General features: G+C 44.8%; 17 protein-coding genes. 10 read left to right on the forward strand and 7 right to left on the reverse strand.

Annotated elements, in window-relative coordinates; translation table 11 throughout:
- The first annotated feature begins 37 nt into the window (after positions 1-37).
- From ED312_RS01245 to ED312_RS01260, 4 genes are all read left to right on the forward strand, one after another.
- Positions 38-505, forward strand: coding sequence for a TRAP transporter small permease (locus ED312_RS01245; protein ID WP_123214160.1), 468 nt, complete (start codon positions 38-40; stop codon positions 503-505).
- Positions 502-1,794, forward strand: coding sequence for a TRAP transporter large permease (locus ED312_RS01250; RefSeq protein ID WP_123214161.1), 1,293 nt, complete (start codon positions 502-504; stop codon positions 1,792-1,794). Before ED312_RS01245 ends, ED312_RS01250 begins: the two co-directional genes overlap by 4 nt.
- 214 nt (positions 1,795-2,008) lie before the next feature.
- Positions 2,009-3,460 carry a tagaturonate reductase gene (locus tag ED312_RS01255; RefSeq protein WP_123214162.1) on the forward strand — a complete coding sequence of 484 codons (1,452 nt, stop codon included), beginning with the start codon at positions 2,009-2,011 and terminating at the stop codon, positions 3,458-3,460.
- A 98-nt stretch (positions 3,461-3,558) separates the two neighbouring features.
- Positions 3,559-5,175: a UxaA family hydrolase gene (locus ED312_RS01260; RefSeq protein WP_123214163.1), complete on the forward strand. Its 1,617-nt coding sequence runs from the start codon at positions 3,559-3,561 to the stop codon at positions 5,173-5,175.
- Positions 5,176-5,491: 316 nt separating this feature from the next.
- Here ED312_RS01260 and ED312_RS01265 read toward each other — a convergent pair whose 3' ends face one another.
- On the reverse strand, positions 5,492-6,517 hold the full coding sequence (locus ED312_RS01265) for a LacI family DNA-binding transcriptional regulator (protein WP_123214164.1): 1,026 nt from the start codon (positions 6,515-6,517) through the stop codon (positions 5,492-5,494).
- 235 nt (positions 6,518-6,752) lie between these two features.
- Here ED312_RS01265 and ED312_RS01270 point away from each other — a divergent pair, with 235 nt between their 5' ends.
- The 3 genes from ED312_RS01270 to ED312_RS01280 all read left to right on the forward strand — a co-directional run bounded on the left by ED312_RS01270 (position 6,753) and on the right by ED312_RS01280 (position 10,047).
- Positions 6,753-7,745: a pectinesterase family protein gene (locus tag ED312_RS01270; RefSeq protein ID WP_206363187.1), complete on the forward strand. Its 993-nt coding sequence runs from the start codon at positions 6,753-6,755 to the stop codon at positions 7,743-7,745.
- A 34-nt stretch (positions 7,746-7,779) separates the two neighbouring features.
- Complete coding sequence (locus tag ED312_RS01275; RefSeq protein WP_123214165.1) at positions 7,780-9,480, forward strand: glycoside hydrolase family 28 protein; 1,701 nt, start codon at positions 7,780-7,782, stop codon at positions 9,478-9,480.
- Positions 9,481-9,726: 246 nt separating this feature from the next.
- Positions 9,727-10,047 carry a 2Fe-2S iron-sulfur cluster-binding family protein gene (locus tag ED312_RS01280; protein WP_123214166.1) on the forward strand — a complete coding sequence of 107 codons (321 nt, stop codon included), beginning with the start codon at positions 9,727-9,729 and terminating at the stop codon, positions 10,045-10,047.
- Between the two features lie 105 nt (positions 10,048-10,152).
- Here ED312_RS01280 and ED312_RS01285 read toward each other — a convergent pair whose 3' ends face one another.
- Positions 10,153-10,938 (reverse strand): DUF3050 domain-containing protein, encoded by a 786-nt coding sequence (locus tag ED312_RS01285; protein ID WP_123214167.1) that lies wholly within the window; start codon positions 10,936-10,938, stop codon positions 10,153-10,155.
- A gap of 212 nt (positions 10,939-11,150) precedes the next feature.
- Here ED312_RS01285 and ED312_RS01290 point away from each other — a divergent pair, with 212 nt between their 5' ends.
- Positions 11,151-13,523, forward strand: coding sequence for a GAF domain-containing protein (locus ED312_RS01290; RefSeq protein ID WP_123214168.1), 2,373 nt, complete (start codon positions 11,151-11,153; stop codon positions 13,521-13,523).
- 20 nt (positions 13,524-13,543) lie between these two features.
- Here ED312_RS01290 and ED312_RS01295 read toward each other — a convergent pair whose 3' ends face one another.
- Positions 13,544-14,746 (reverse strand): Pycsar system effector family protein, encoded by a 1,203-nt coding sequence (locus tag ED312_RS01295; RefSeq protein ID WP_123214169.1) that lies wholly within the window; start codon positions 14,744-14,746, stop codon positions 13,544-13,546.
- Between the two features lie 70 nt (positions 14,747-14,816).
- On the opposite strand from ED312_RS01295, the gene ED312_RS01300 reads away from it, so the two are divergent.
- Positions 14,817-18,482 (forward strand): metallophosphoesterase, encoded by a 3,666-nt coding sequence (locus tag ED312_RS01300; protein ID WP_170164422.1) that lies wholly within the window; start codon positions 14,817-14,819, stop codon positions 18,480-18,482.
- Here ED312_RS01300 and ED312_RS01305 read toward each other — a convergent pair.
- Positions 18,472-19,344, reverse strand: a complete 873-nt coding sequence (locus ED312_RS01305; RefSeq protein ID WP_123214171.1) for a hypothetical protein — start codon at positions 19,342-19,344, stop codon at positions 18,472-18,474. The genes ED312_RS01300 and ED312_RS01305 overlap by 11 nt on opposite strands.
- Before the next feature lie 172 nt (positions 19,345-19,516).
- On the reverse strand, positions 19,517-20,797 hold the full coding sequence (locus tag ED312_RS01310; protein ID WP_123214172.1) for a D-alanyl-D-alanine carboxypeptidase: 1,281 nt from the start codon (positions 20,795-20,797) through the stop codon (positions 19,517-19,519).
- 228 nt (positions 20,798-21,025) lie between these two features.
- Here ED312_RS01310 and ED312_RS01315 point away from each other — a divergent pair, with 228 nt between their 5' ends.
- Positions 21,026-22,180 carry a TlpA family protein disulfide reductase gene (locus ED312_RS01315; protein WP_123214173.1) on the forward strand — a complete coding sequence of 385 codons (1,155 nt, stop codon included), beginning with the start codon at positions 21,026-21,028 and terminating at the stop codon, positions 22,178-22,180.
- Between the two features lie 255 nt (positions 22,181-22,435).
- Here the strand turns inward: ED312_RS01315 and ED312_RS01320 are convergent, their stop codons facing one another.
- Both ED312_RS01320 and ED312_RS01325 read right to left on the reverse strand, forming a co-directional pair.
- On the reverse strand, positions 22,436-23,536 hold the full coding sequence (locus ED312_RS01320) for an OmpA family protein (RefSeq protein ID WP_123214174.1): 1,101 nt from the start codon (positions 23,534-23,536) through the stop codon (positions 22,436-22,438).
- A gap of 351 nt (positions 23,537-23,887) precedes the next feature.
- Complete coding sequence (locus tag ED312_RS01325) at positions 23,888-24,874, reverse strand: bile acid:sodium symporter family protein (protein ID WP_123214175.1); 987 nt, start codon at positions 24,872-24,874, stop codon at positions 23,888-23,890.
- Between the last annotated feature and the right edge of the window lie 827 nt (positions 24,875-25,701).

The following is a 25,701-nucleotide window of genomic DNA, read 5'->3' on the forward strand; positions in this document are numbered from 1 at the left end:
TCAATCAATTTTATTAAAAAAACCAACTTAACGGATTATGAAGAAAAAAATAGACAGGTTACTTGGAGGTTTTCTCGTGGTACTTCTCGCCATACTGGTAGTGGCTGTTTTATGGCAGGTTTTTTCCCGATACATACTTAATGCACCGAGTTCGGTAACCGAAGAAATAGCCAGGTTTTTACTCATTTGGGTAGGTATTCTGGGCGCGGCCTACTGCTCCGGACAGCAAGACCATCTTGCTATAGAAATACTGCCTCCCAGACTGAAAAAAGCAGACAGGATGAACCTCAGAATATTTATCAACTGTCTTATTATGTTATTCAGTATTCTGGTATTTATCATAGGTGGTGCCAGACTGGTATATCTCAATCATATCCTGGGGCAGAGCTCCGCAGCTTTGCACCTGCCATTGTCTTATGTGTACACTGTTATACCGTTGAGCGGTGTGGTGATACTCATATACAAGTGGATAGAAATTACGAACCCTGAAAAATATTTGATATGATTACCGAGATACTTATACTTCTGATATCGTTTGTCCTGTTACTGGCCATAGGTGTTCCGGTGGCCTGGAGCATAGGTATATCCAGCCTGGTTACCATGCTGGTTACCATAGATTCTCTTCCGGCTTTTACCACGGTGGCCCAGCGAATGGCTACCGGCCTGGATAGTTTTGCCCTGCTGGCCATTCCTTTCTTTGTACTGGCAGGCCAAATCATGAACCAGGGCGGTATAGCCGAAAGGCTTATTACATTTGCCAAGTCGCTCATAGGCTCATTGCCGGGGGGCTTGTCTTACGTAAACGTAGTTTCGGCAATGCTGTTCGGGGCTATTTCCGGTTCGGCGCTGGCCGCAACCTCCGCCATAGGCGGTATACTGGGGCCTCATATGGAAAAAGAAGGTTATTCCAGGGAGTTTGGCGCCGCACTGAATGTAACTTCTTCGACAACAGGACTGGTTATTCCGCCTTCCAACATCCTTATTGTATATTCACTGGCAAGTGGCGGGGTTTCCATAGCGGCCCTGTTTCTGGCAGGTTATATTCCCGGTATTCTGATGGGGCTTGCTCTCATGGCAGTTGCCGCGGTATGGATAAAACGAAAGAAATATCCGGCAGGAGAAAGATCTACGGTAAAGCAGGTACTTACCTCTTTTTTGAATGCATTTCCCAGTCTGTTTTTGCTGGTTGTGGTTATAGGTGGTATAGTCGCCGGGATATTCACAGCTACCGAAGCGTCGGGGATTGCCGTTTTATACAGCCTGGTACTTTCCTTTGTATACAAGGAAATGGACATGAAAAAATTGTACAGAGTATTTCTGAGTTCGGCAAGGACCAATTCTATCGTAATGCTCCTTATAGCGACTTCCATGGCCATGTCATGGGTGATGTCCTACGAAGATATACCCCAGTCCGTAAGTGCGGCTTTGCTTGGGCTCAGTGATAATAAGTATGTTATCCTGCTGATGATAAACCTCATATTGCTGGTTGTAGGGATGTTTATGGATATGACCCCGGCAGTACTGATATTTACGCCCATATTTTTGCCCGTGGTGAAAGATCTGGGGGTGGACCCGGTGCATTTCGGGATCATGATGGTAATGAATCTTTGTGTAGGACTCTGTACACCACCGGTAGGATCGGTCCTTTTTGTCGGTGTAGGCATAGCACAGACTACCATTCAAAAGGTGATAAAGCCCCTGGTGCCACTTTTCATCGCCATGTTTATAGTGCTGTTGCTGGTTACCTATATTCCGGAAATCTCTACCTGGCTGCCTGGCCTTATGGAGGATTAAGCGGGGGCGTTATGTGAGTGTTATGATGCCATGACAGGCATAGGGATACCTGTAGTGCTGATAATTAAAGTGTATTTAAAACACGAATTAAACCGGTTATAATATTAAATGCCGGAGAGAATAACCGATTAACAAAAATAAACTAACTGAAATCCGGAGAGCCGGGCTGTTGTCCGCACTTCGGAGCAAGAGAAATAAACGGATTAAAAAACAAATGAAAAAACTGGACAGGAAGAGTCAGGAACTTGAAGCGAAGTTCCCGGTAAAGGTGGTGCAATTCGGTGAAGGTAACTTTTTGAGGGCCTTTGTCGATTATGTCATAGATAAGCTGAACGAAGAAGCGGATTTTCAGGCGGGAGTCGCAGTGGTCCAGCCGCTGGAGAACGGATTGGTAAACCTTCTCAATGATCAGGACGGATTGTATACGTTGTTTATGAAAGGTGTTCAGAAGGGCGAGGAAATACAGGAAAAAAGATTAATATCCTGTATTCAGCAGGGAATTGATCCGTACGCCGGTTTTGGTGCCTACCTAGATCTGGCCGAAGAGGAAGAACTTCAGTTTGTTATTTCCAATACCACGGAAGCCGGGATAGCCTTTGAAGAGAAAGACACGCCCGATATGCAGCCACCTTCTTCTTTCCCGGGGAAACTAACGGTGCTGTTACACCGCAGGTTTAAGCATTTTAAGGGAGACCCGGCGAAAGGACTGACGATCATTCCTTGTGAACTTATCAATAACAATGCTGATGCCCTGAAGGAAATTATCCTGAAGTATGTGGAATTGTGGGAACTTGGCAGCGAATTTAAAGACTGGATAGAACAGCACAACAGTTTTCATAATACCCTGGTAGACCGTATTGTTCCCGGATATCCCAAAGATCAACTCGGGGAATTCCAGGGCCAGTTGTCTTATGAAGATAAACTGATGGTATCTGCCGAAACCTTTTTGCTGTGGGTTATAGAAGGCAAAGAGGAACTGACGGCAAAAATACCGCTGGACAAAGCCGGACTGGACATAAAAATAGTGGATAGCATACAACCTTATCGCACCCGTAAAGTGCGTATACTGAACGGAGCACATACGGCGATGGTGCCGTTTTCACTCCTGTACGGCAACGAAACCGTAAAAGAGACTATTGACGACGGGTTTACAGGCGGTTTTGTAAAGGATGTGGTATTTGATGAGATCATTCCAACACTTGATATGGATGAAACGGAACTCCGGGATTTTGCGGAACAGGTAATGGACCGCTTCCGGAACCCGTTTATAAAGCATCGGCTGGCAAGTATAGCTCTCAATTCGGTTTCCAAATTCAAGGTAAGGGTGTTGCCCAGCCTTACGGAATATTACCGGCGAAAAGGTGAACTTCCGGTAAACCTGGTATACGCCATGGCATGCCTGATCCGTTTTTACAAAGGGGAATGGAAAGGTGCCGGCCTGCCGGTACAGGACAGTAACGATATCGTAAAGGCTTTTGAAGAAGCATGGGAGCTCCCGGGATATGGAGAGACGGTAAACAGTATACTCGGCAATACGTATTTCTGGGATGAGGACCTGACAAAAACGGCCCCCGGACTTGAAGATGCCGTAGCCGCCGCCCTGGAGAATATCGAAGAACACGGTGTGGAAAAAGGCCTGGAGAAATACAGGGAAACAGCCGTGTAAATGAGGGCTGAGGTATGGGAAAACGGGTTTAAGGGCAAAGTAAAACCCCTGTCTCCCGTGCCGGATGCAGTTGTTCAGAACTAAAAAATGGATTGAAGATGAAAACGAAATTAATTAAAGTACACCCGGAGGATAATGTAGCTGTAGCCTTGTCAGATCTGAAGGCAGGCGAAACAGTGACCTTCGAAGGGAGTGATATCCGGGTGATATCCGATAGCAGGGCGAAACATAAAATAGCGCTTACGGACCTGGAAGAAGGGGACCGGATACTGATGTATGGTGTGCTTGTGGGGAAGGCCAGTGAATATATTCCCAAAGGAGGTCTTTTAACCACGGAGAACGTGAAGCACCAGAGCGGTAAAGTTTCCGGAAAAACGGAAACCACTTCCTGGAAAGCCCCGGATATAACCCGGTGGAAAGACAGGACCTTTATGGGATACCCCAGAGAGGACGGACAGGTAGGAACAGCCAATGTATGGCTCTTCTTCCCTCTGGTATTTTGTGAAAACCGGAATATAGAATTACTGAAAGATGTTTTCGAAAAAGAACTGTCCTATTACAAGACCAACAGCCAAAGGCTCCTGCTCCGTAGCCTGATAAGCGGGGATACCGGGAAAACCCCCGTTATGGAAGAAGAGCGGGACAAAGGGATCTTTGATAACATAGAAGTAAGGTTTATCACCCATCAGGGAGGTTGCGGAGGTATCCGGCAGGATTCCGTAACACTGGCCAGGCTTCTGGCAGGGTATGTGAATAATCCGAATGTAGCCGGTGCAACGGTACTCAGCCTCGGATGTCAGAACCTGCAGATAGATATTTTCCAGGCAGCGGTAAAAAAGATCAATCCCGATCTCAAAAAGCCCGTCCTTATTTACGAGCAACAGAAGATGGGCACCGTAGAGGATATGCTCAATACCATAATCAGGGAATCTTTTGAGGCCATTAAAGAAGCAGATAAGATAAAACGGATACCCGCACCTTTGTCTAAGCTTAAAGTGGGGCTGGAGTGCGGAGGTTCTGACGGATTTTCCGGGATTTCCGCCAATCCCGCACTGGGCTATGCCTCAGATCTGCTGGCTGCCCTCGGAGGATCTCCCGTACTTTCCGAATTCCCCGAGTTGTGCGGGGTAGAGCAGGAACTTGTTAACCGTTGTGTGGAAGATGAAGATGCGGAAAAATTCCTGGCCCTTATGAAAGCCTATGAGCAATCGGCCATAGATGCCGGTTCCGGTTTTGATATGAACCCTTCCCCGGGGAATATCCGCGATGGTCTCATTACCGATGCCATGAAGTCGGCAGGGGCAGCCAAAAAGGGAGGTACTTCTCCCGTAACTGCTGTTCTGGATTATACGGAATATGTAACCAAACCCGGGCTCAACCTGTTGTGTACACCCGGAAACGATGTGGAAAGTACTACTGGGCTGGCAGGTTCCGGGGCAAACATCATTGTATTTACTACCGGATTGGGGACACCTACGGGTAATCCCGTTACCCCGGTTGTCAAGGTCTCTTCCAATACCGAACTGGTACGTAAAATGCCCGATATTATCGATGTGGATACGGGAGCCGTGATACGGGGAGAGAAATCTATCGAAGAAATGGGGGAGGAAATATTAGAATTTATCGTGCGTGTGGCAAGTGGCGAAGAAAAGACAAAGGCCATGCAACTGGACCAGAATGATTTTATCCCCTGGAAAAGGGGTGTTTCCCTGTAAGGTGAGGAGCGAATTTAAAAAACTGAGGTGCCCGGATAATTATTATCCGGGCACCTCAGTTTTTACAGTTTTTTTGGATTCTGTCAGATCAGGAGCAGGAAGGCCCCGGGCCCCGGTTCAATTGTGCCTTGTGTTTGTAAATTAAAAAACCTAAACTCTAAAAGAAGTGGGATGAATTGGAAAAGCTATGCTGTTTTAGTGGTTGCCTCTGGCTTATTTCAGCATGCTAATCATATTTTGCTGCGGAAAGGTCCGTTTAAGCATTCTGCAGGTATCATTTGCCTTGCCTCGGGCTTGATTGTTTAAAGGTGCCCTGTTATTCCCTGCCTGTCCGGTTGGAAGAATCCCGGATAATAAGCTGGGGAGAAAGGACCACTTTCTTTTCGATGGCAACCGATATTTCCTCGTCTATCTGTTCAAGAAAGACCCGTGCGGACATCTTTCCCATCTTAATGGGGGTTTGGTCTACGGTTGTCATGGTAGGTTCCGTGTACTGGGTAAAAGATTCGTTACTGAAGCCGGAAATACATATATCTTCCGGTACTCTTATGCCGGTTTTTTTTAGTTCCTGTACAGCACCGAGGGCCGTAAAGTCACTGGAAGAGAAGATGGCATCCGGTGGTTCCGGAAGTTTCATGAGTTTTTTAACCGCAGCAGTACCCGATTCCACCTTACTGTTAGTCTGGACTATATAGTCTTTGCTGTAAGGGAGGTTATAATCGGTCAGCGCCTTCAGGTAACCATTATAGCGGTCTTTATAGATTTCCAGGTTTATATTCCCCATAAAATGGGCTATGCGTTTACACCCCTGCCGGATAAGATGTTCCACAGACATATATGCCCCGTTGAAGTCATCGATAGTAACAGAACTAACCCCGGGCAGGTTTTTTTTACGGTCAAAGAATATGAGGGGGATTCCCTTTTGCAACACGCGGTCTATATGCAAAGTGTCTTTGGTCGTTTTGGAAACGGACATGAAAATACCGTCAACCTGGGCATTGAGCAGTGTATTGATGTTCTGGACCTCACTTTTGGCATCGTCGCGGGTCTGGCATATAATAACATGATATCCGTGCGGATACAGCTCTTCTTCGATACCGCGGATTACGGAGGAAAAGAAACTCCGGTCCATATAAGGTACGAGTATCCCCACCGTATTGCTCTTCCCGCTTTTAAGGGCCAGGGCCAGTGTATTCTGCTCGTAATTCATTTCCGCGGCAGTCTTCATAACCAGTTCCCGCGTTTTAAGACTTATCTTCGGATTGTTATTCAGTGCCCTGGAAACTGTGGCCGCACTGATATTGAGTTTTTTGGAAATATCGTAAATGGTAACCTTGTTCATCGGTTTTGTTATCTTAATCTATATGCCCGTTCTTACCTAATTGACAGCTTATTATCAGGACAAAGATGCATAAAAAAAGTTAATTGACAGCCGGGGGCCGTGGTCTTCTCGTATTTACATTTCCGTCCGGGTATCGTACCGGTCACTTTTTTTTAAATCATCAGCAAAAAAAGTTTGTGTATATTGCGAAAAGACATAATTTAGTGTAATCGATTACAAAAATTTTCTAAATATAATGAATTCTTTCAAAATGAAGTACAGGCTCACCACAGTTTTGTTATTGTTTGGGTTTTTTTGCGCAATCCAGGCTTCGAATGACAAGGAATTTGATTTCGTGGTGGATAAAAACGGGGGCGGGGATTTTAAAACGGTAAGAGAGGCCATAAATGCCGTACCGGATTACAGGAAGAAGGAAACAAAGATATTGATAAAGAATGGCGAGTATAAAGAAAAACTCGTCTTACCGGCCTCCAAGACCAATGTTACTTTTATAGGAGAGAGTATGACATACACTATCCTCACCTATGATGATTACGCATCCAAAAAGAACATTTTCGGAGAGGAAATAGGAACTTCAGGCTCTTCTTCCTTTTTTGTTTTTGCAGATGATTTCAAAGCCAAAAATATCACATTCCGGAATAGCGCCGGACACGTGGGGCAGGCCGTAGCCATACGGATAGAAGGTGACAGGGCCATTTTTGAAAATTGTAAGTTTCTGGGCAACCAGGATACGCTTTATCTGCACGGTAAAAAAAGCAGGCAATACTATAAAAACTGTTACATCGAAGGGACTGTCGATTTTATATTCGGCTGGTCTACGGCGGTTTTTGAGAGTTGTGTGATAAACTGTAAAGGAAAAGGCTATGTCACTGCTGCCTCTACTCCGGAAGAATCCGAATACGGTTTTGTATTTCTCAACTGCAGAATCACCGGGAGGGGGAACAGTACTTTCTATCTGGGAAGGCCCTGGCGCCCGTATGCCAAAACGGTTTTTATCAACTGCTACCTCAGTAAACATGTAAAGCCAGAAGGCTGGCATAACTGGGACAAGCCGGAAACGCAACTGACGGCATTTTATGCCGAGTACAATTCTATGGGTCCCGGAGCAAATACGGAAGAGAGAGTACCGTGGTCCTGTCAGTTATCCGATACGGAGGTGGAAAATTATACTGTAGAAAACATATTAAAAGGGGAAGATGACTGGAACCCGGAAAAAATAAAATTGTAAACAGAACTAAAAACCAAAACTTTATTATATAACAATGTTTAGCATAAACCGAACGAAGTTACCGGTACTCTTTTTGGTGCCGGCAGTTATATTGGCCGTCGCAAATAAAACATTTGCCCAGAGCGCAGGGGACACGGATATCTATTCCGGTATAGAATTTAAAATGTCCGAAGTAAAAGAGCCCCGTTTTCCGGATTACAAAGTCAGTATTGAGTTTTTCGGAGCCGAAAGCGGCGGGGTCGTAAAAAATACCAGGGCATTCACCAATGCTATCGGCCATGTGTCCGAAAAAGGAGGCGGCACGGTGGTTATTCCCCGCGGAATGTGGCTTACCGGCCCGATAACGCTTAAAAGTAATGTGGAACTGCATGCGGAAGAAGGAGCACTGGTAATCTTCAGTGATGATTTTGATGATTACCCGCTGGTAAATACCAGTTTTGAAGGGCTCAACACTTACAGATGCCAATCGCCGATCAACGGACGGAACCTGGAAAATATAGCCATTACGGGAAAAGGTATATTCGACGGTAACGGAGATGCCTGGAGACCGGTAAAGTCGGGTAAAATGACTGCAGCCCAATGGAAGAAAAAAATAAAATCCGGCGGTGTGCTCAGCGATGACGGTAAAATATGGTACCCTTCCGAAAAGTCGAAAAGAGGGGACAGTAAAAATAATTTTAATGTACCGGATTTTAAAAGCAAGGCCGGGTTTGAAACAGTGAAGGATTATCTGCGCCCCGTGATGGTAAGTCTCGTAGGATGTAAAAAGGTATTGCTGGACGGGCCTACCTTTCAGAATTCACCGGCGTGGAACCTGCATCCGCTGATGTGCGAAGATCTCACCTTACGCAATCTTACCGTAAGGAACCCCTGGTATTCTCAAAACGGGGACGGACTGGACCTGGAATCCTGTAAAAATGTGGTTATCTATAACAACTCCTTTGACGTTGGAGATGATGCTATCTGTTTTAAGTCGGGGAAAGATAAGGATGGCAGGGATCGCGGCATTGCAACCGAAAATGTCATTGTTAAAAACAATGTCGTATACCACGGGCACGGGGGCTTTGTCATAGGAAGTGAGATGTCAGGCGGCGTGCGTAATGTCCATGTGAGCAATTGTACTTTTATCGGTACGGATGTGGGGCTGCGTTTTAAAAGTACACGCGGACGGGGAGGTATTGTGGAGAATATCTATATCTCCGGTATCGATATGAAAGACATTCCCACCGAGACTATCCGGTTCAACATGTTCTACGGAGGCAATTCCCCTTTGCTGGAAGAAGACCAGGATGCGGAAACAGAAGCCCGGGACGGGAATCGGGAACCGGTGACCGAGGAAACGCCGGTATTTCGGGATATCTACATGAAGAATATCACTGCGGTAAACTCGGAAACAGCGGCCTTCTTCATGGGACTACCCGAAATGAAACTGAAGAATGTACACCTGGAAAATGCTTACTTCGAAACACGAAACGGTATTACCATGATCGATACGGATAACCTTTCCCTAAAAAATGTTACCGTTACAAATAAAGAAGGAGTGCCGTTAACGATTCATAATGGGAAAAACATACAACTCCGGGAGGTAAAAGTCAACGCGGAACATAAAACATCGCTGAAAATATCCGGTAAGGAAAACGGTACCATATCCGTGGAATCAGGGAATATTACGGAAGACAGGATTACTTCTGAAGATCACAACAACACCGGGAAGGTCCTGAAGTTTAAAAAATAACAACATACCTCGTCTGCATAATCATTCCCATACAAAGGACATAGACGCGGGACTGCCCGGTTTTCCAGTGCAATTATTCCGTATTATTTGATACTGAAAGGTGATAAAAACTGAGGAAACAGGGGGTAGGTGCGGATATTTCGGCCTAAGGCAGACAAGTACTTCCGGATATAACAAAATCATTGTTTTTAAATCCGGTGACTTAGCCGCTTATTTCATAAATTTGCATTTTTGAAATTACGAGTAATGTCCGATATAAAGATTAAGATCAAAGACAGGGAAGGTGTGGTACATGAACTGGATGCACCTACCGATATGGCCATGAACATCATGGAATTGTGCAAAGCATATGAACTGCCGGTAGAAGGTACCTGCGGCGGGATGGCCATGTGCGCTTCCTGTCAGTGTTATGTCCTTTCCGGACATTCCCTGCCCGAAATGGGGCCCGATGAAGAGGCAATGCTTTTTGAGGCATTTCATGTAAAGGACAACAGTCGTCTGGGATGTCAGTTACCCATTACCGAAGATATGGACGGACTGGAGCTGGAACTTGCTCCGGAATCCTGAGTCAATGTGCTGATTAATTAATGGGACAATTAGCAAATTTGGTAATGGAAGATTATGGTAGAGGCTTGTAATTGATTCATTATCAAATTTGCTAATCGGCACATTCTAAGCCAGTGAATTTTCCCTGGCTTTTATAATTTCTTCTTCAATGGTATCCCATAAGGCGATACGCATTTGAAGGGCTGTTGATGCGGCTTCACCGGCTTCTTTCCACTTCTGCTCGTTGTCTTCGCAGAGTTCATCTACCATACGAAGTGCCATAGGGCCGTGTTCATCCTGGTCCAGTTCAATGTGGCGCCCGAAATAATACACCAGTTTGTTTATCCCGAATTCGGGGAAATTCCGTTGCATTTCCCGTAAGATGGCCGTAAACATTTCCGGTATCAGATCTTCTCTCCCAAAAGTAAAGGCAGAGGCTATCTTATGAGGTTTGCCCTCTTCGATGAGGAAAAAAGTAAAATTGAGAAAATCCTTTACGGCCTGGGGCAGTTCACTGAGTTTTATGTCTACCAGTATGTTTTTCAGGGATAGCAGGTCGGCTATGAAATTTTCTATTCTGGATGTATCCGCCTGGCATTCTTTCATGGCTTCCAGGTACATTTCGTAGTGGCTCTGGTGTTTTCCTTCCTTATTGATATCTGTTTCTTCCGCCAGAACGATCTCGTTGACGAGGTAGCGCAACTCCGGGGCACCGGTAGGTATCCACGGTGTCGTGGTACAGGTCAGTTTTTGTTGTAAGGCTTTTAATAACGACATGAAATCCCAGACGGCAAATACATGATATTCCAAAAAAAGTCTCAGGTCATCCGGTTGATTGATATTGTTGTAAAGCGAGTGGTGCAGAAGCTGGTTTCGCAGGGGGGCAATCTCGGCTTTTATATTCTCTATCATAAGATTTTTTTACAAAGTTAATAAACTCTTTGGCATAGCTGTTTTCCGGACGGTCGATTTAACGCATATTTTAACTCGAATACAATTAGTTTTTGAAAGCGGTGCCAAATACTTAATAATAAGCTGAATATGAATAATATGTAAAATGTGGACATTAAGGGAATATAAGGGGATAGTGATGGTTGAAACAATAAATTTAGTAAATTTGCGTTATGAGAAGCCAGGTTAAAGATTCACCTTTTTCAGTAAAGATAAGTTTCCATAGTTTGTTGGATTTCTATGAGGAACAAGCCCGTAGCGATGATGAATTCGTCGCTATGAAAGCCAGGAAAATACTGGAAGTCCAGAAGCCTTATCCGGAATTGCGCGAAGGTTTTACCGACGAAAAACTTCTGGACAAATATGCGGATATCATAAATATGTTGCTCCGCGATACCTTTTCTCCCGCACTTACGAATAACGAAATCAAGATAGCGGCCATACCTTTTGAAAACCTGATTTTCAATGCTACGGAGCGCTTTAAGAAGATCGTAAGGGAAGCGGGTGAAGGTTTCGACCTCAAACTGCGGAATATGAGCGAGGAGAACAAGTATATCATGGCATGTACGGTTATCCTTAAATTCTACTATAATATAAATGTCAATTTTCAGCGACCCGTTTTTTATGACATCCCGGATGCCAATAATATTATGAGGCACTACCGCGTGTTGTACAATGCGGATTATATGGATATTTTCCCTACGGAGAACGCCGGGGAAATTACGGAAGAAGATATAGAGGAACTGCTTAACAACTTCGATGACCTGAAGTTGTGGAAAGAAAAATTCCCTCCCCAAAGCTGGATACTCAAAGGTTTTGGTATATGCAATATGTACGATGCTACTGTCGATAATGTTATCTCGGACCTGAAAACCACCCTGCTCGGCATCCATACCGATAATAAGGAAGGATTTATCGATGATTTCCGGAAGATATTCAGTTCCCTTTACGGCATTCCCGATCTCACCGTCGGTTTCTGTGCCTACAATACCGATGAAGAAAAGTTCGAACGCAGTCCGGACAAGGAAATGCACAGTTTCATTATGGGAGAGGAAACGGAGATTTCCGGTGATGTTGCCCTGTGCAGGTTTTCATGCAAAAAGTTACTGCGGGAGAAAAAATACTTTGCCATAGCTGATGTGGATAAGTATTATGAAAAAAATGAAAAGGATGCTTCCTTCAAAAACCTGAAGAAACAGGGAGTTAAGAGTGTAATATTTGCCCCGATAGTGGCAGATGACAGGTCGCTCTACGGGATCATGGAACTCGGGTCGCCCCGGGCCCTGGAACTGAACAGTGTCAATGCACAAAAACTGGAAGACATCATGCCTTACCTGATCACTGCCATTTCAAGGGCAAAAACAGAAGAGGCCAATCAGGTGGAGGCCATTATACAACAGGAATATACTTCCATCCATCCCAGTGTAAAGTGGAAGTTTGAAAAAGAGGTACACCATTATCTGAAAAGACAGGCCGGAGGTATAACGGCTTCTCTCCGGGAAATTGTGTTTAATAATGTATACCCCCTTTACGGACAGATAGATATAAAAGATTCGTCAAGGGCGAGGAACGAAGCCATCCGAAAAGACCTTATCATTCAGTTGTCTCACGTAAGTAAGATACTGGAAAGTGCCATAGAAACTGAACACCTGCCTATCTATGAAGAGATCAGTTTCCGGCTGAACCAGCATTTGCAGGAAATACTGCAAGTGCTGAATGCAGGGAGCGAACAGAATGTACTCGATTTCCTCAAAGAAGAGATACACCCTTTCTTTGATCACCTGAAAAGCCTTAATACAGGTATTGCAGAGGCCATTGATGAATATCTTAACAGTCTCGATCCGGTGCATGAAGCGATATACGATCACAGGAAAAATTATGATGAATCGGTAAATCTCATCAACAAAAAACTGGCCTCCGTACTGGACAGAAAACAGGAAGAAGCACAGAGAATGTTCCCCCATTACTTCGAACGGTATAAAACCGACGGAGTGGAGCATAATATGTATATAGGGGCTTCAATCGCCCACAGACGGGGGTACAATGACATCTACCTGTATAACCTCAGGTTGTGGCAGTTGCAGATCATGTGGGAAATGGAGAACGAATACTATACCCTGCAAAAGGAACTTCCGATAAAACTCGATGTAGCTTCGCTGCTCCTGGTATACAATTCCCCGCTTTCCATCCGCTTCCGTATGGATGAAAAGCAGTTTGATGTGGACGGGACCTACAATGCCCGTTATGAGATCATCAAGAAACGCCTGGACAAGGCATTGATCCGGGATTCGGAAGACAGGGTAACCCAGAAAGGAAAGATAGCCATCGTGTATTCCGGCAGTAAGGATGAAGAAGAATACCTGAGATATATCCGTTTCCTCCAGGCCAAGAAATATTTCGGCGAAAATGTGGAAATTCTCGAACTGGAAGAACTTCAAGGGGTAACAGGACTCAAGGCACTGAGGGTGGAAGTCCTTTACAAGAGAGGAAAAGAAGACGCCCGGGTGTATACCTATGAGGACCTGATGAAAGAGATAGCTTCCTGACAGGGTCCGGATGGTACCGTTTAGTAACCGTAATTAACATAGTAGGTAGCAATACCGAAAGCCAGTACCGATACGATGATCCCGATGAGGAATATGGTATATGTAATGCGCAGTAAACGGTATTTTTTATCCAGTACCTTACCCAGGTAATACAGGTCTTTGGTCAGGGAGTTGTACAGGTATTCCTTGTCCTCCCGTACATCTTTCATGGCATCTTCGTATTCGTCAAGGCTCATTTTATGAAAATTGCCGAAGAACAGCAGGTTGACCTTTTTGTTTTTTACATCTTCCCTGGAAAACTTCCCGCTGGTTATATTGGGCCTAGTGGCCAGAACTGAAAATGCGATAGAGGCTACACTGAACCCTACGAAGAGGATAGTGGGAATAAGTAAATAGGAGTTACTTGCTTTATCCAGTTTCGGAATAAGGGTAGACAGGGCCAGTGATATGATTATGGCATTAACGGAAAGGAGAATATTGGCCTTGCTGTCGGCAATATTACTCAGGTTGGTATGATTTCTCAGGGTCACCCGGAAAAGGGTCTCCACACCCCTTTCCGGGGTTTCCGCTTTTTTCTTTTTACGTTTGAAGTCAGCCTTTTTCAACCTCTCCTTATCCTTTTTCTCCAGGAGTTTCGTAAGGTTCTTTTTAAGTTTCAGCAGGTTTTTGCTCTTTTGTGGCTGCCAGGTGGCAATGGCGTGTGCAGTGTAAAATTTATGGTGCTCCTCGAACATATGGATATTGGTTTCCACCCATTCGATATCCGTATAAGTCTGCCCGTGTAACAGGCGGAGTTCTTCCCGTAACAGGTCGGATATCTCCATATAGTTTGTGGAGGCAAAATGTGAGAAGTCAGCGTCGCAGATGATTTTTTGCAGTATGCCGGAAGGCTTGCCGTACTTTTTGGTAATCAGTATACATTCTTTTACGATGGCAATGCGGTCTTCCGGATAATTTCTTTCCCGGAGAAAATCTTCCGCGATCCCGGCGCTTTCCAATTCGTGGTCTTTAGGATTTTTGATATACCCTACATCGTGGAACCACCCTGCTATCCTAACGATTTCACTTTCCTTTTCATCCAGGTTTTCTGCAGCTATTAGTTCATTGATATGTTTAACAACCCGTTGCGTATGAGTATAGTTATGATAGAAGTAATGATTAGGGAGCTGTTCGCTCATTATTTTTAGTACGTAATCCTCAACCTGCCGGAGAATGGTATCCATAATTTACCTAAATTAGTTAAAAATTAAAATTAGTGTTTTTATTGTTATGATAAAAATTAAAAAGATTGCTTTGCTGTGTATAATTGCAGCTATCGGATACTCCTGTGCAACATATAAGCCCCGGTATAAAACAGGGACGAAAAGTACAACTGCCCCCGATCCGGCCGATGTGTCCCATACCTTTTATTTTATAGGAGATGCCGGAAATTCCCTGATGGGAGAAAAGTCCGTAGCCTTACGGGCTTTCGAAAAAGAAATGGAAAAGGCGACAAAAAACAGTACGGTTGTTTTTCTCGGGGACAATATTTATCCGTCCGGAATGCCCGACAAGGAGGAAGAAGGCAGGGAACTGGCCGAATACCGTATAGATATCCAGGCGGAAATAGGAAAAAAAATCAAGGGAAGGACCATTTTCATACCCGGTAATCACGATTGGTATTCCGATGGGTTGAAAGGATTAAGACGCCAGGAAAAACACGTGGATAACATTCTCGGGAAGAACTCGTTCCTTCCGGAAGACGGCTGCCCGTTGGAAAGAGAAAAGATCAATGATGAGGTAGACCTTTTGCTGATAGATTCCCAATGGTTTATCGAAGACTGGGACAAACATCCCACGATGAATGATGACTGTGATATCAAAACCCGGGAACAGTTTTTCGAAGAAGTTGAAAGTTATATCAATAAATCACAGGGAAAAATATTATTGATAGCTATGCACCATCCTTTGTTGAGTAATGGTGGACATGGCGGACAGTTTTCTCCGGATAAGCATTTGTACCCTGTCAGAAATACCATCCCGCTGCCAATAATAGGTTCGTTGCTGAACTTTATCCGCAAGACCAGTGGTATTTCTCCGCAGGATATTCAGAGCAAACCCTACCGGGAACTGACGGACCGGTTGTTTACCCTGGCCCAGCAAACCGACAATGTAGTATTCGTCTCCGGGCATGAGCATAATCTTCAGTATGCCGTGAGCCGTAATATTCCGCTGATAATAAGTGGCTCCGGATCTAAAATAGCGCCTTCCAGCATTAAAAAGGATGGGGTTTTTTCCTATGGAGGACAGGGGTATGTGAAAATGACCGTGTTAAGAGACGGAAGCGCCGTTGCGGAATTCTACGGCCAGGAAAATGATTTTACAGATCCGCTGTTCCGGACAGAAGTCATGCGGGGATCTTCGGATACTTTGCAGCGGGACTTCCCCCGCGATTTCCCCGAAACGGTAAGAGCCGGAATATATGAAGAAAATGAAGTGCGCAAGGGAAGCATATATTCCGCCATATGGGGAAAACATTACCGGAAGGAATATGGTAAACGCATAGAAGCCCGGACAGTGTCCCTGGATACGCTTTACGGCGGATTAACTCCCATACGGGCCGGAGGAGGCCACCAGACCAATTCCCTTCGTATGGAAAATAAGGAAGGAAAACAGTATATGATGCGGGAAGTACGTAAAGGGGCTCTCCGTTTTTTACAATCCGTGGCATTTAAGGACCAGTATATACAGGACGACCTGGAAGACTCCTATACCGAAGCGCTGGTTATGGATTTTTATACCACCGCTTTCCCTTATGCCGCGCTTACCGTAGGAGAGTTGTCCGATGTCGTAGGCGTGTTGCACGCCAATCCCGAATTGTATTATATACCGAAACAAAAAGCCCTCGGACGTTATAACGACAGGTATGGGGACGCTTTGTACCTCATCGAGGAACGTGTAACGGACAATCATGGAGATGTAGCCGGTTTTGGTTATTCTGATAAGATACTCAGCACTACGGATATGTTGAAAAAATTAAGGCGAAGGGACGAAAATACGACAGATGAACGCCTTTACATACGTTCCAGGTTGTTCGACATGCTCCTGGGAGACTGGGACAGGCATGGTGACCAGTGGCGCTGGGCCGAGGCAGGAGAGGAGAATGGAAAAATGCTTTACAAACCGGTACCGAGAGACCGGGACCAGGTGTTCTCCGATTTCGACGGGCCGTTCCTGAAACTGGTGACCAGGATGATCCCGGGAGTGCGGATGATGCAAAACTATACCCCGGAAATACGAAGCCTGAAATGGTTCAATGCAGAGCCCTTTCCGCTGGATATGGCCGTTCTTAATGCCCATACGCTTCGGGATTGGCAGGAAGAGGCGGATTATATAATGCAGCATATCGATGAAGAAACGGTAGAGAGGGCCTTTTCCTATCTTCCGAAAGAGCTGGACCGTAAAATAATAGAAAAAGTAAAGTCCGTGCTTTTGCAACGAAAAGAATTTCTGCCTCAGATAGCTGAAGAATATTATTATTTACTGAAAAAGAATCCCGTTGTATATGGTACGGATAAGGACGATTATTTTGTAATTACCCGTGAAAAAAATGGTATGACCAGGGTTGAAGCCTATCGTATTATCCAGGGAGAAAAGAAAGAAAAATTCACAGATGTTACCTTTAACCGTGAAGAAACCGGAGAAATATGGTTGTACGGCCTGGATGATAAAGATGTTTTTGAGGTTATCGGGGAAGGGAATGCGCTGATCCCGATAAAGATCATCGGGGGACAAAACAATGATACCTATAAAATAGACAACCGTAAAAAGATAAAAATTTACGATTACAAGTCCAAGAAAATCACCCTGGAATCGCCGGTAACACCAAGGCTTTCCGATAACTATGACCTGAACACCTACGACCCCAAGAAAGTAAAAACCAATGTAGGGCAGCTTTTCCCGGATTTCGGATTTAACCCGGATGACGGGGTAAAACTCGGGCTCAAATACACTTTTATCGGTAAGGGCCTGCGACAGGATCCCTATACCCAGAAACACAGTATAAAAGGAGGGTATTATTTTGCCACCAAAGGATTTGACCTGGGCTATTCGGGGGAAATACTGAACGTAACGAATAACTGGCGCTTTGCTGCCGATGCTTTTTTTACCAGTCCTCTTTTTGCAGTGAATTATTTTGGCTATGGTAACGAAAGCGAAAACCCGCAAAAAGAGCGGGACATGGATTATAACCGTGTAAGGATGAGTAGTTTCGGGCTGTCTCCAAAACTGGCGTGGGAAGGCTACCTGGGCGGGTACTTTAAAATAGGGCCGCTTTTCGAAATGATAGAAATAGAGGAAACTTCCGGAAGATATATCAATGAAGCGGCAGTGAATGCCGATATTTTTGAATGGCAAAAGTTCCTGGGGGCGGAAGTGACCTATGGGTATTCCAATTTTGACAGTAGCTCCCTGCCGACACTGGGCATGCAGTTCGACTTTACCGCCGGGTATAAGACCAACCTGGCCAATAGCAGGGATTTCCTGTATATCATTCCGCAGGTGCGTTTTACGGTCAATGTCGATACCAGGGGCAAAATAGTGTATGCCACCAAATTCAAGGCCAGGTTTAATACGGGAAATGAATTCGAATTTTACCAGGGGGCCGGTATCGGAGGTATGGACGGACTACGGGGGTTCCGCAACCAGCGGTTTATAGGGCGGACATCTTTTTATAACAACAACGACCTGAGGTTTACCCTGGCACAGTTCCGTACCGGACTTTTCCCTATGACATTCGGAACATACGGTGGGTTTGATTACGGAAGAGTATGGATAGCAGATGATAATTCGGGCAAATGGCACAACTCCGTAGGGGGAGGGCTATATCTCAATGCCATTAACATGTTCACGGCCAATGTTTCGTATTTCAACTCCAAAGACAGTAACCGTTTCGTATTCGGATTAGGATTTAATTTTTGATATCATCCAGTTTAAGCTCATAAAGGTTCCTTCCCGAGCTGCCGCTGGCCTCATCGCTGATGAGCAGGGTATGGTTGTCCGTAAAGCACAGTCCTTCCTTTTGGGAAGAATGGCCGAGTTCCACGACTTCTCTGGTGCCCACACGAAAGAAGTTGTCATCTGTAAAGCCCGAGAATAGCCATACCTTGTCATGCCCCAATAATGCCACGGTCTTTTCGTCCGGAGAAATGGCGGCGGCTGTTACCCTGCACCCTTCTTTATCCGTACAGAAGGTGTATTTGTCTATGAGCTCGGCCTTGTGGTGCCCCTTGCGGGCCGGGACCCTGTATAGAAAAGAAAGGCCGTCAAAGGGGGTGGACCGGTTTTTTGTGAACACGTAAAAATAGCCGTTCAGAAAAAAGAAAGCCTCCGCATCATAATATTTATGCTTTGCTTTGGGGGGAAAGTCTTTTTGTTCCGGGTAATGAAATGTTATTTTTTCTGCCTCGACCTCTTCTCCTTTAACCGTAGCGGGATCGGGGATTTTATAGATAGTGAGGTCTTTTCGTTTATTGTTATTGTTGCCGAAATCGCCGATGTACAGGTTGTTGTCATTGTCTTTCGTAATTTCTTCCCAGTCCGTATTCCCTGCTTTTTTTAGCTTGATTTCCCTTCGCATTTTTCCGTCAAAACCTACCTGGTAAATATGATCTTTGTTCCCCGAATCATTGACGGCCCATATTGTACTGTCGCATGCAATGATTTCTATCCCGGAGTTTTCTTTTAACTCTTTAGGTAACCTGGTAAGGAGCCTGAGTTGCCCGTAGTTCGGAGTACAGCCAACAACAAAAACATATATTAAAGGTAGAATAAGCTTTCTCATGAGGTAAAATTAATAAATTAAAGCAGTTGCTGATGTGATTTTTCGGGAAACCACGGCTATTCATGGCGAAGAAGTGCTGCTGACGGGTCAAAACAGGCAAAACAAAAACAGCCCCGGCCGAAGGAGTTAAATACGGTAGCGGATGAAGAGGGGCGATTAAAGAAACATGTTTTTAATAATGGTCCCGTATATGGCGTAACAGGGTTTCCATCCGTTTTTTGACTTCCCCCGTGGGGTGCATATAGTGATTGTTCATATAACTGAAGATCAAGACGTTTCCGGATGAGGTAATTAAATACCCGCTGAGATTGTGATTATTGCTTAATGTACCGGATTTGGCATAGAGGTAGGGAATACCGTTTTTACCTTTGTAAAACCCTTTTAATGTCCCGGATTGTCCGCCTGCGGCAAAAATGCGGAATAACCTTTCTTTCGGTTGTTCATGATACAATCTGTTAAGTACATACACTATGGACTCGGGGGTAAACAGGTTGTACCTGGAAAGCCCGGAACCGTCTACCCACCGGGGCTTTTGCGGAATGCCCGGCAGAAACCTCTCCAGGATATGGTCTATTGCCTTTTTACTGTCCAGGCTGTCCGATACGGCAGCGGCAGACATAAGCAGTATCTGTTCAGCCAGGAAATTATCACTCACATACATCATTCTTTGATAAAGGCTGTCGGAAGCAATACTGCTGTAAAGCGTTTTTTTAGTGCGGGGAAGTGCGGTCTGCGTAGTATAAATTTTCTTTTTCAGGGTGTCGGACAATAACTGACATGTGAGTTCCGGGCTCAGTATAAAAGGTATTTCCAGTGTATCCCTCAGATTTTGTGGTACGTGAAAGATGTTCCGGCGCAGGTCCCGTGGCCGTAGTATATCTGCCTGGACTTTCACGGCATCTTTGAAATACTCCGGAACGGTTTTTATTTTTCCCCGGCTTTTATAAACCGTTACTACATTGCCGTAGACGGGAAATGCATCTCTTTCGGGAGAATAGTAATACGGATAATCGCCCCAGGACCATCCGGGGCCAAACCGGTCGTCATGGAAGTTACCTGAAGATAAAGCTACCGGTTCTTCACATTCTTTCAGAAAATCGAGAACCGCCCGGTCCTTAAAATACGGGTGCAAAAAAAGAGGGTTTCCTGTACCTTCTATATATAAAGTGTCGGCAGTTTTCGAATAGTGAAGGGCGGGTACGGAATCGGAAAGAAGTTGCAGCCCGGCATAGAGGGTAAATATCTTGGTATTGGAAGCGGGGGTAAAATATTTGTCAGCCTGGCAGGCATATATCATTTTGTCCTTGCCCGGATCGTAAAGCGCAAAACCCGTAAACTGACGGTCAAAAAAATCGTCGTCGAAATATTTTTTAACCCTGATGCCCTTGGAGGCACCGCACCCCGAGAGCGTGAAAACAAGAGTGAAAAGGAATGGAAATATTTTGCGGGACATAGGCAGGCTGGTTATTTTAAAAGTGATTTGTATGGAAAGTTATGTAATTTTTTGTTTTCCCGGGTGGGACGTGCGGTAATTTTAACGGAACACTGTAATATTCCCGGTTTATCTGCCGTTTTATTACAAAGTGTTTGGTGCAACCTCATGGAAATGGCGATGATATAAAAGTTAAAGACTTAATAATTTAGGAAAGCAAACCCTTCCGAAAGCTTATATTTGTTTCGGATGAAGAGATTTGTATCCGGAACTCCTATGGAAGAGAAAATAAAGTACATTTTTATATCCCTTTTTCTTTGCCTGGCAGGGCATGTGTACGGCCAGGTAAAAGTGAGCGAATTCGTGCAGGCTTCAAGGCTTGCGGAACCGGAAGATGGGAAACTGGTATTTATCGATTTCTGGGCTACCTGGTGCAAGCCCTGTATCCATGTCAGTAAATATGTGGAAACACTGCAGAAGCAATTTCCGGATGATTTTTATGCCATCTCCCTGACTAAAGAATCGAAAGACGTGGTAACGCGTTTTATGCCCAAGCATCCTTCCCGGCTGGCCATTGCGCTGGATAAGGACGGCGAAACCTTTCTGAAACACGGTATTACCGCCCTCCCGTATGGTGTGCTGTATGATGGCAGAGGGGAGATTGTATGGAAGGGGCATCCTGCAGACCTTACTGAGAACAGGTTACGGTCTTTTATAAAACGCAACCGCCACAGGGGAGGGAAGCGTTTTTCGGATATAGTGGATGTTACCGGGGAAACGGACCGGGAAGAAAGGTCTTCGGTGATGCACCGTCCGGAACAACCCGTAGAAGTCTTTATCTCCGGAGAGAAGTCCGGACAAAGCCAGGTGTATGAGAAGGGTGAATATACTTATTTCGGAGGAAAGACGAATGAACTGGTAGCTTTACTGAAAAAAGTATCGGCAATTCAGGTAGAAATCCGTGAAGATAAGAACAACTTTACGGAAGTTTATGCCCTGACCGGGATATGGAAAAATGATCCGGAACAAATATTGAAACACGTTTATGACAAATCCGGTATTTCCGAGCATGTACTCAATAAGGAAGGAGAGGTATACCGATTGAAGGTCAACGATCCGTCCGGGTTATGGGATGCCGATCAACTGGATTGGGGAAGGGATTCCCCCAGGTTCCTGGTGGACGATATGCATATCCAGGCAGATAATGTTACTTTCGGGACCTTTCTTACCGAACTCGGCAGTGTCCTGGGGATTCCTGTGGTAAGTTCTTATGAAGATCATGTGCTGCGCGACTGGAAGCTGCAATACCGCTTTTTCGATCTTATGAAAGACCAGTTAAAAGATACCTATGGCATAGAGATTACTAAAGATACCGCCGTTTATAAGGTGATTATCCTCCGGTAGAAACGAATATTCTGGGATCATAGTCTCCTTTTATTATTGTCTTTCATTTGATTATTAGTGTCCGCTAAAAATAAATCCGGGTCCTTTTGTTGGGGACCGGTATAACCTGATGATGTTTAGGCAATCCTTTGGCTTTGTCTCACACAGTTTATATGAAGGTTGTAACCCGCATGAACACATGGCGTGCGGGCCGGTAATAAAAAAAGACCGTCTTTTCAGACAGTCTTTCGGTTATGTTATGAAGATCCTCTTTAACTAGTTCCCCAATATACGGAATTCTGTTCTTCGGTTTTTCTGATGTTCGGCTTCAGAACATTCCACACCATTGGAGCAACGGTTTACCAGTCGGGTTTCGCCGTATCCTTTGGCGATAAGCCTGCTTCTGGAAATACCTTTGCTGACCAGATAATTTACTACGGACTCGGCACGTTGCTGGGACAGGGCCATGTTGTAATCATCGTTACCCCTGGAGTCGGTATGGGACATTAATTCTATGCTTACATTCTTTTCTTTCAGGATAGGAAGCAATCTTTCGTCAATGATCCTTTTGGAATCAGGAGTGAGCCGGGCACTGTTATATTCATAGAATATGGGAAGTATGGTAGGATTGAGCAGTTTACAGTCAATTTCTTCCCAGGTGGTAATACCGCCTTTTTTCTTCAGTACGGTTTTGGTAACCGTAGTATATTCGGCAGGAACGGTAACCTTTGTAGTTGTTGCGGGTGTTTCCACAACCTGTCTTGTGATGGTTGTATATTCGGCAGGTATTTCCACTTCGTCCATTCGAGCGGGTTCCTTGATCACTTTCTTGGTATATGTAGCATTTTCTTCCGAAACCGGGATATTGGTTGTTCCCGCATCTTTAACCAATGTTGTGATAGCTACATCCTGACTTTGAGCGGGATATTCGACAAAACAGGCAGTGATACAATCTTCTTTGTTTGATGAAGGGCAATCTTCCAGGGTCTGGTATTCCCATCCGGAAGTCTGGGGATAGACTTCAAAAGTTCTGGTGTCATCCCCGAAGGAAGCAGGTACAATTTCCAGGTCGGTCCTTCCTTCCTTTTTGATATACGGAACTTCAACGGTTTCATATACGGCAGGAACATATACCAGTTTTTTACTGGCTTCCTTGACCAGTACGCGTTCTTCAACGGTTTTGTATGTAGCGGGGACCACTTCGAGCTTGGTATAAGCAGGATGGATCTCTACCGTTTCTTCCACTTCTTCAAACTCATCTTTGGTAATACATTTTACATAGCATTTACCTGGGTCCGGGTTTTCGGGCAGGCCCTGTGCGGCCGCGCCAAAAGTAGCTGTGAAAAAAACGGATAACAGGAGGAAATTTGTTTTCATGTTTAATCTTTTAATGGATTTGTTTTTGACCTATGATTGTCACCTTCTCACAAAAGTACTTGTTAAAATTAACATTTTTTTTTGATTGTCGCAAACGTGAGATATTATCGATAAAGTGTGTTATACACGGGATTAAATGCGCAAAATGAATGTATTTCCTTGTGTTTTAGGTCCATTTGAGCATTTTCACGACGAATTAATACTAAAAAATTAACCGGAAAATAACGTAATTTTAATGAAAGAAAATTATTAATCGTTCTTCCCGGTGGCGGAAAGTATTTCCCATAGGTCCGGAATACCCCCGATGTGCATTTTATTCCGGATGCTATCGGAAGGTTTTTTTGCAGTCTTTTACTGATCTTTTTGTTTTTCCGCCGGGGCCTTTCCGGCCAGTCTGGAAGCAATGATACTTATAAGGAGTATCTGCAGGCCGTGGTAAAACATAAGCGGGAGTAAAATGATCCCGGCGGTACTCATTTTGTAAAACAATACCTTGGACATGACGGTACCGTGCACAAGCGATTTCTTGGACCCGCAGAAAAGTGCGGTAATACGGTCTTCGCGGTTAAAGCGAAGCATTCCGGAGATAATGTAGATAAGTCCGTAAGCCGTAAAGAAAAGGGAAAGCACAATACCGGTCAGGAGCAGTATATCGTGCCACTGTATCTGGCTGAAGATCCCGGAGTGGAAGGATGCTGCAAAGCTTTTATAAACGATAAGCAGGATGATACTTTTGTCAAAAAAGCTGAGTTGTCTGCTATACCGGTTGGCGATCTTTCCGCCCAGGGGCTGGAGTAAGATCCCCAGGATTACCGGCATAATCACTTCCAGTGCCAGTTGCGTATATATATGCCCGAAATCCATATTGGTGTTCGTTTGTCCGAGGAAAGGTGTTACCCATAGAGGAGTGAGAAGGATTCCGATAATTCCGGATAGGCTGGCATTGAAAATCGCTGCGGGAATATTACCTTTTGCCATAGATACCATGACTACGGACGAAGAGACGGTAGAAGGAAGTGATGCCAGGAAAAAAACAGCAAGCCACAATGTATGCTGTTCGGCATTGCGCATAAGAGGATAAAAAGGCAGTACGAGCAGGGGAAACAGGACAAAAGTGGACAATTGTACCACCAGGTGCAGTTTCCAGTTGTTTAATCCCCTTTTAATCTTGTCCGGACTGAGTTTCAACCCGTAGAAAAAGAAGATAAGGGATATCCCTATGCTGCTTATGGCCTTTAGCGGAACAACACTCCCTTCGATTCCTGCTTCGGGGAAAAAGTAGGCAAGGATAACAATCAATACCAGGGCAGGCACAAATGGGTCCGTTTTAAATTTCATGACATTTTTTAATTATGTAAAAATACACTAATGTCCGCTAAAAATGAAGATGTGTTCTTCGAACTCCTTGCGCCCCTTAGCTTCCGACACTTTTTTAGGACCTGACAATTTGAATTGTACGAATGGTACTTCCCTTGCTACCTCACCAGGTACGGACAGGTTTTCAATATTCCGCCTATCTTTGGAAAACCGGGATACTCATAATAAGCGCATGTCTTTCCGTTTTAAAACCCGAAAAACAGTCATTTAAGGCATTGCGTATATGCCGGACCGGGTCCGGTATCCGGTTTACCTGTTCCCTTTTACCGCTTACCGGATTGCTTATGAAATCATATACAACTGCTTAAGCAGCTAATCGGGTTACATTTACGGTTCAAGGGAACGGGTATGAAATCGTAAAGAGTCCGGTTTACCGTATACAGAGTTCCGTTGTCCGCTTATCCTGTTGCCTGTGAAATCATACGCAATTGCTCAGGCGGCTAACCGGGCTGTGTCTGCGGCCTGAGGGATTCCGTTTGCGGCTTACACAATTCCGTTGACTGCTTACCGGGTTGCCTGTGAAATCCCCGTAATTGTTTAAGCGACTAACAGTGTTGCGTCTACGGCTTAAGGGACCGGGTAAGAAATCGTAAGGGATACGGTTTGCAGCATACGCAGTTCCGTTGACCGCTTACCCGGTTGTTTATGATATCATACACAATTGCTTAAGCGGCAAACCCATCCGGGTTCGGCATATACGCAATCCATTAAATGGCAAAAAACGGCCCCGCATTCTCCGGCCAGGAATACGATATACCGGGCCGGCGGCAAAGACAGGTATATTTTTA

It is taken from the genome of Sinomicrobium pectinilyticum (assembly GCF_003725735.1).
Classification (GTDB): domain Bacteria; phylum Bacteroidota; class Bacteroidia; order Flavobacteriales; family Flavobacteriaceae; genus Sinomicrobium; species Sinomicrobium pectinilyticum.

Excerpts from the sequence above, each read along its gene's own strand:
- ED312_RS01305 (WP_123214171.1), bottom strand. The coding sequence starts at position 19,344 with ATGAGAAAGCTTATTCTACCTTTAATATATGTTTTTGTTGTTGGCTGT.
- ED312_RS01260 (WP_123214163.1), top strand. The coding sequence starts at position 3,559 with ATGAAAACGAAATTAATTAAAGTACACCCGGAGGATAATGTAGCTGTA.
- ED312_RS01275 (WP_123214165.1), top strand. The coding sequence starts at position 7,780 with ATGTTTAGCATAAACCGAACGAAGTTACCGGTACTCTTTTTGGTGCCG.
- ED312_RS01320 (WP_123214174.1), bottom strand. The coding sequence starts at position 23,536 with ATGAAAACAAATTTCCTCCTGTTATCCGTTTTTTTCACAGCTACTTTT.
- ED312_RS01310 (WP_123214172.1), bottom strand. The coding sequence starts at position 20,797 with ATGTCCCGCAAAATATTTCCATTCCTTTTCACTCTTGTTTTCACGCTC.
- ED312_RS01265 (WP_123214164.1), bottom strand. The coding sequence starts at position 6,517 with ATGAACAAGGTTACCATTTACGATATTTCCAAAAAACTCAATATCAGT.
- ED312_RS01245 (WP_123214160.1), top strand. The coding sequence starts at position 38 with ATGAAGAAAAAAATAGACAGGTTACTTGGAGGTTTTCTCGTGGTACTT.
- ED312_RS01285 (WP_123214167.1), bottom strand. The coding sequence starts at position 10,938 with ATGATAGAGAATATAAAAGCCGAGATTGCCCCCCTGCGAAACCAGCTT.
- ED312_RS01325 (WP_123214175.1), bottom strand. The coding sequence starts at position 24,874 with ATGAAATTTAAAACGGACCCATTTGTGCCTGCCCTGGTATTGATTGTT.
- ED312_RS01290 (WP_123214168.1), top strand. The coding sequence starts at position 11,151 with ATGAGAAGCCAGGTTAAAGATTCACCTTTTTCAGTAAAGATAAGTTTC.
- ED312_RS01315 (WP_123214173.1), top strand. The coding sequence starts at position 21,026 with ATGAAGAGATTTGTATCCGGAACTCCTATGGAAGAGAAAATAAAGTAC.
- ED312_RS01280 (WP_123214166.1), top strand. The coding sequence starts at position 9,727 with ATGTCCGATATAAAGATTAAGATCAAAGACAGGGAAGGTGTGGTACAT.
- ED312_RS01250 (WP_123214161.1), top strand. The coding sequence starts at position 502 with ATGATTACCGAGATACTTATACTTCTGATATCGTTTGTCCTGTTACTG.
- ED312_RS01270 (WP_206363187.1), top strand. The coding sequence starts at position 6,753 with ATGAATTCTTTCAAAATGAAGTACAGGCTCACCACAGTTTTGTTATTG.
- ED312_RS01295 (WP_123214169.1), bottom strand. The coding sequence starts at position 14,746 with ATGGATACCATTCTCCGGCAGGTTGAGGATTACGTACTAAAAATAATG.
- ED312_RS01255 (WP_123214162.1), top strand. The coding sequence starts at position 2,009 with ATGAAAAAACTGGACAGGAAGAGTCAGGAACTTGAAGCGAAGTTCCCG.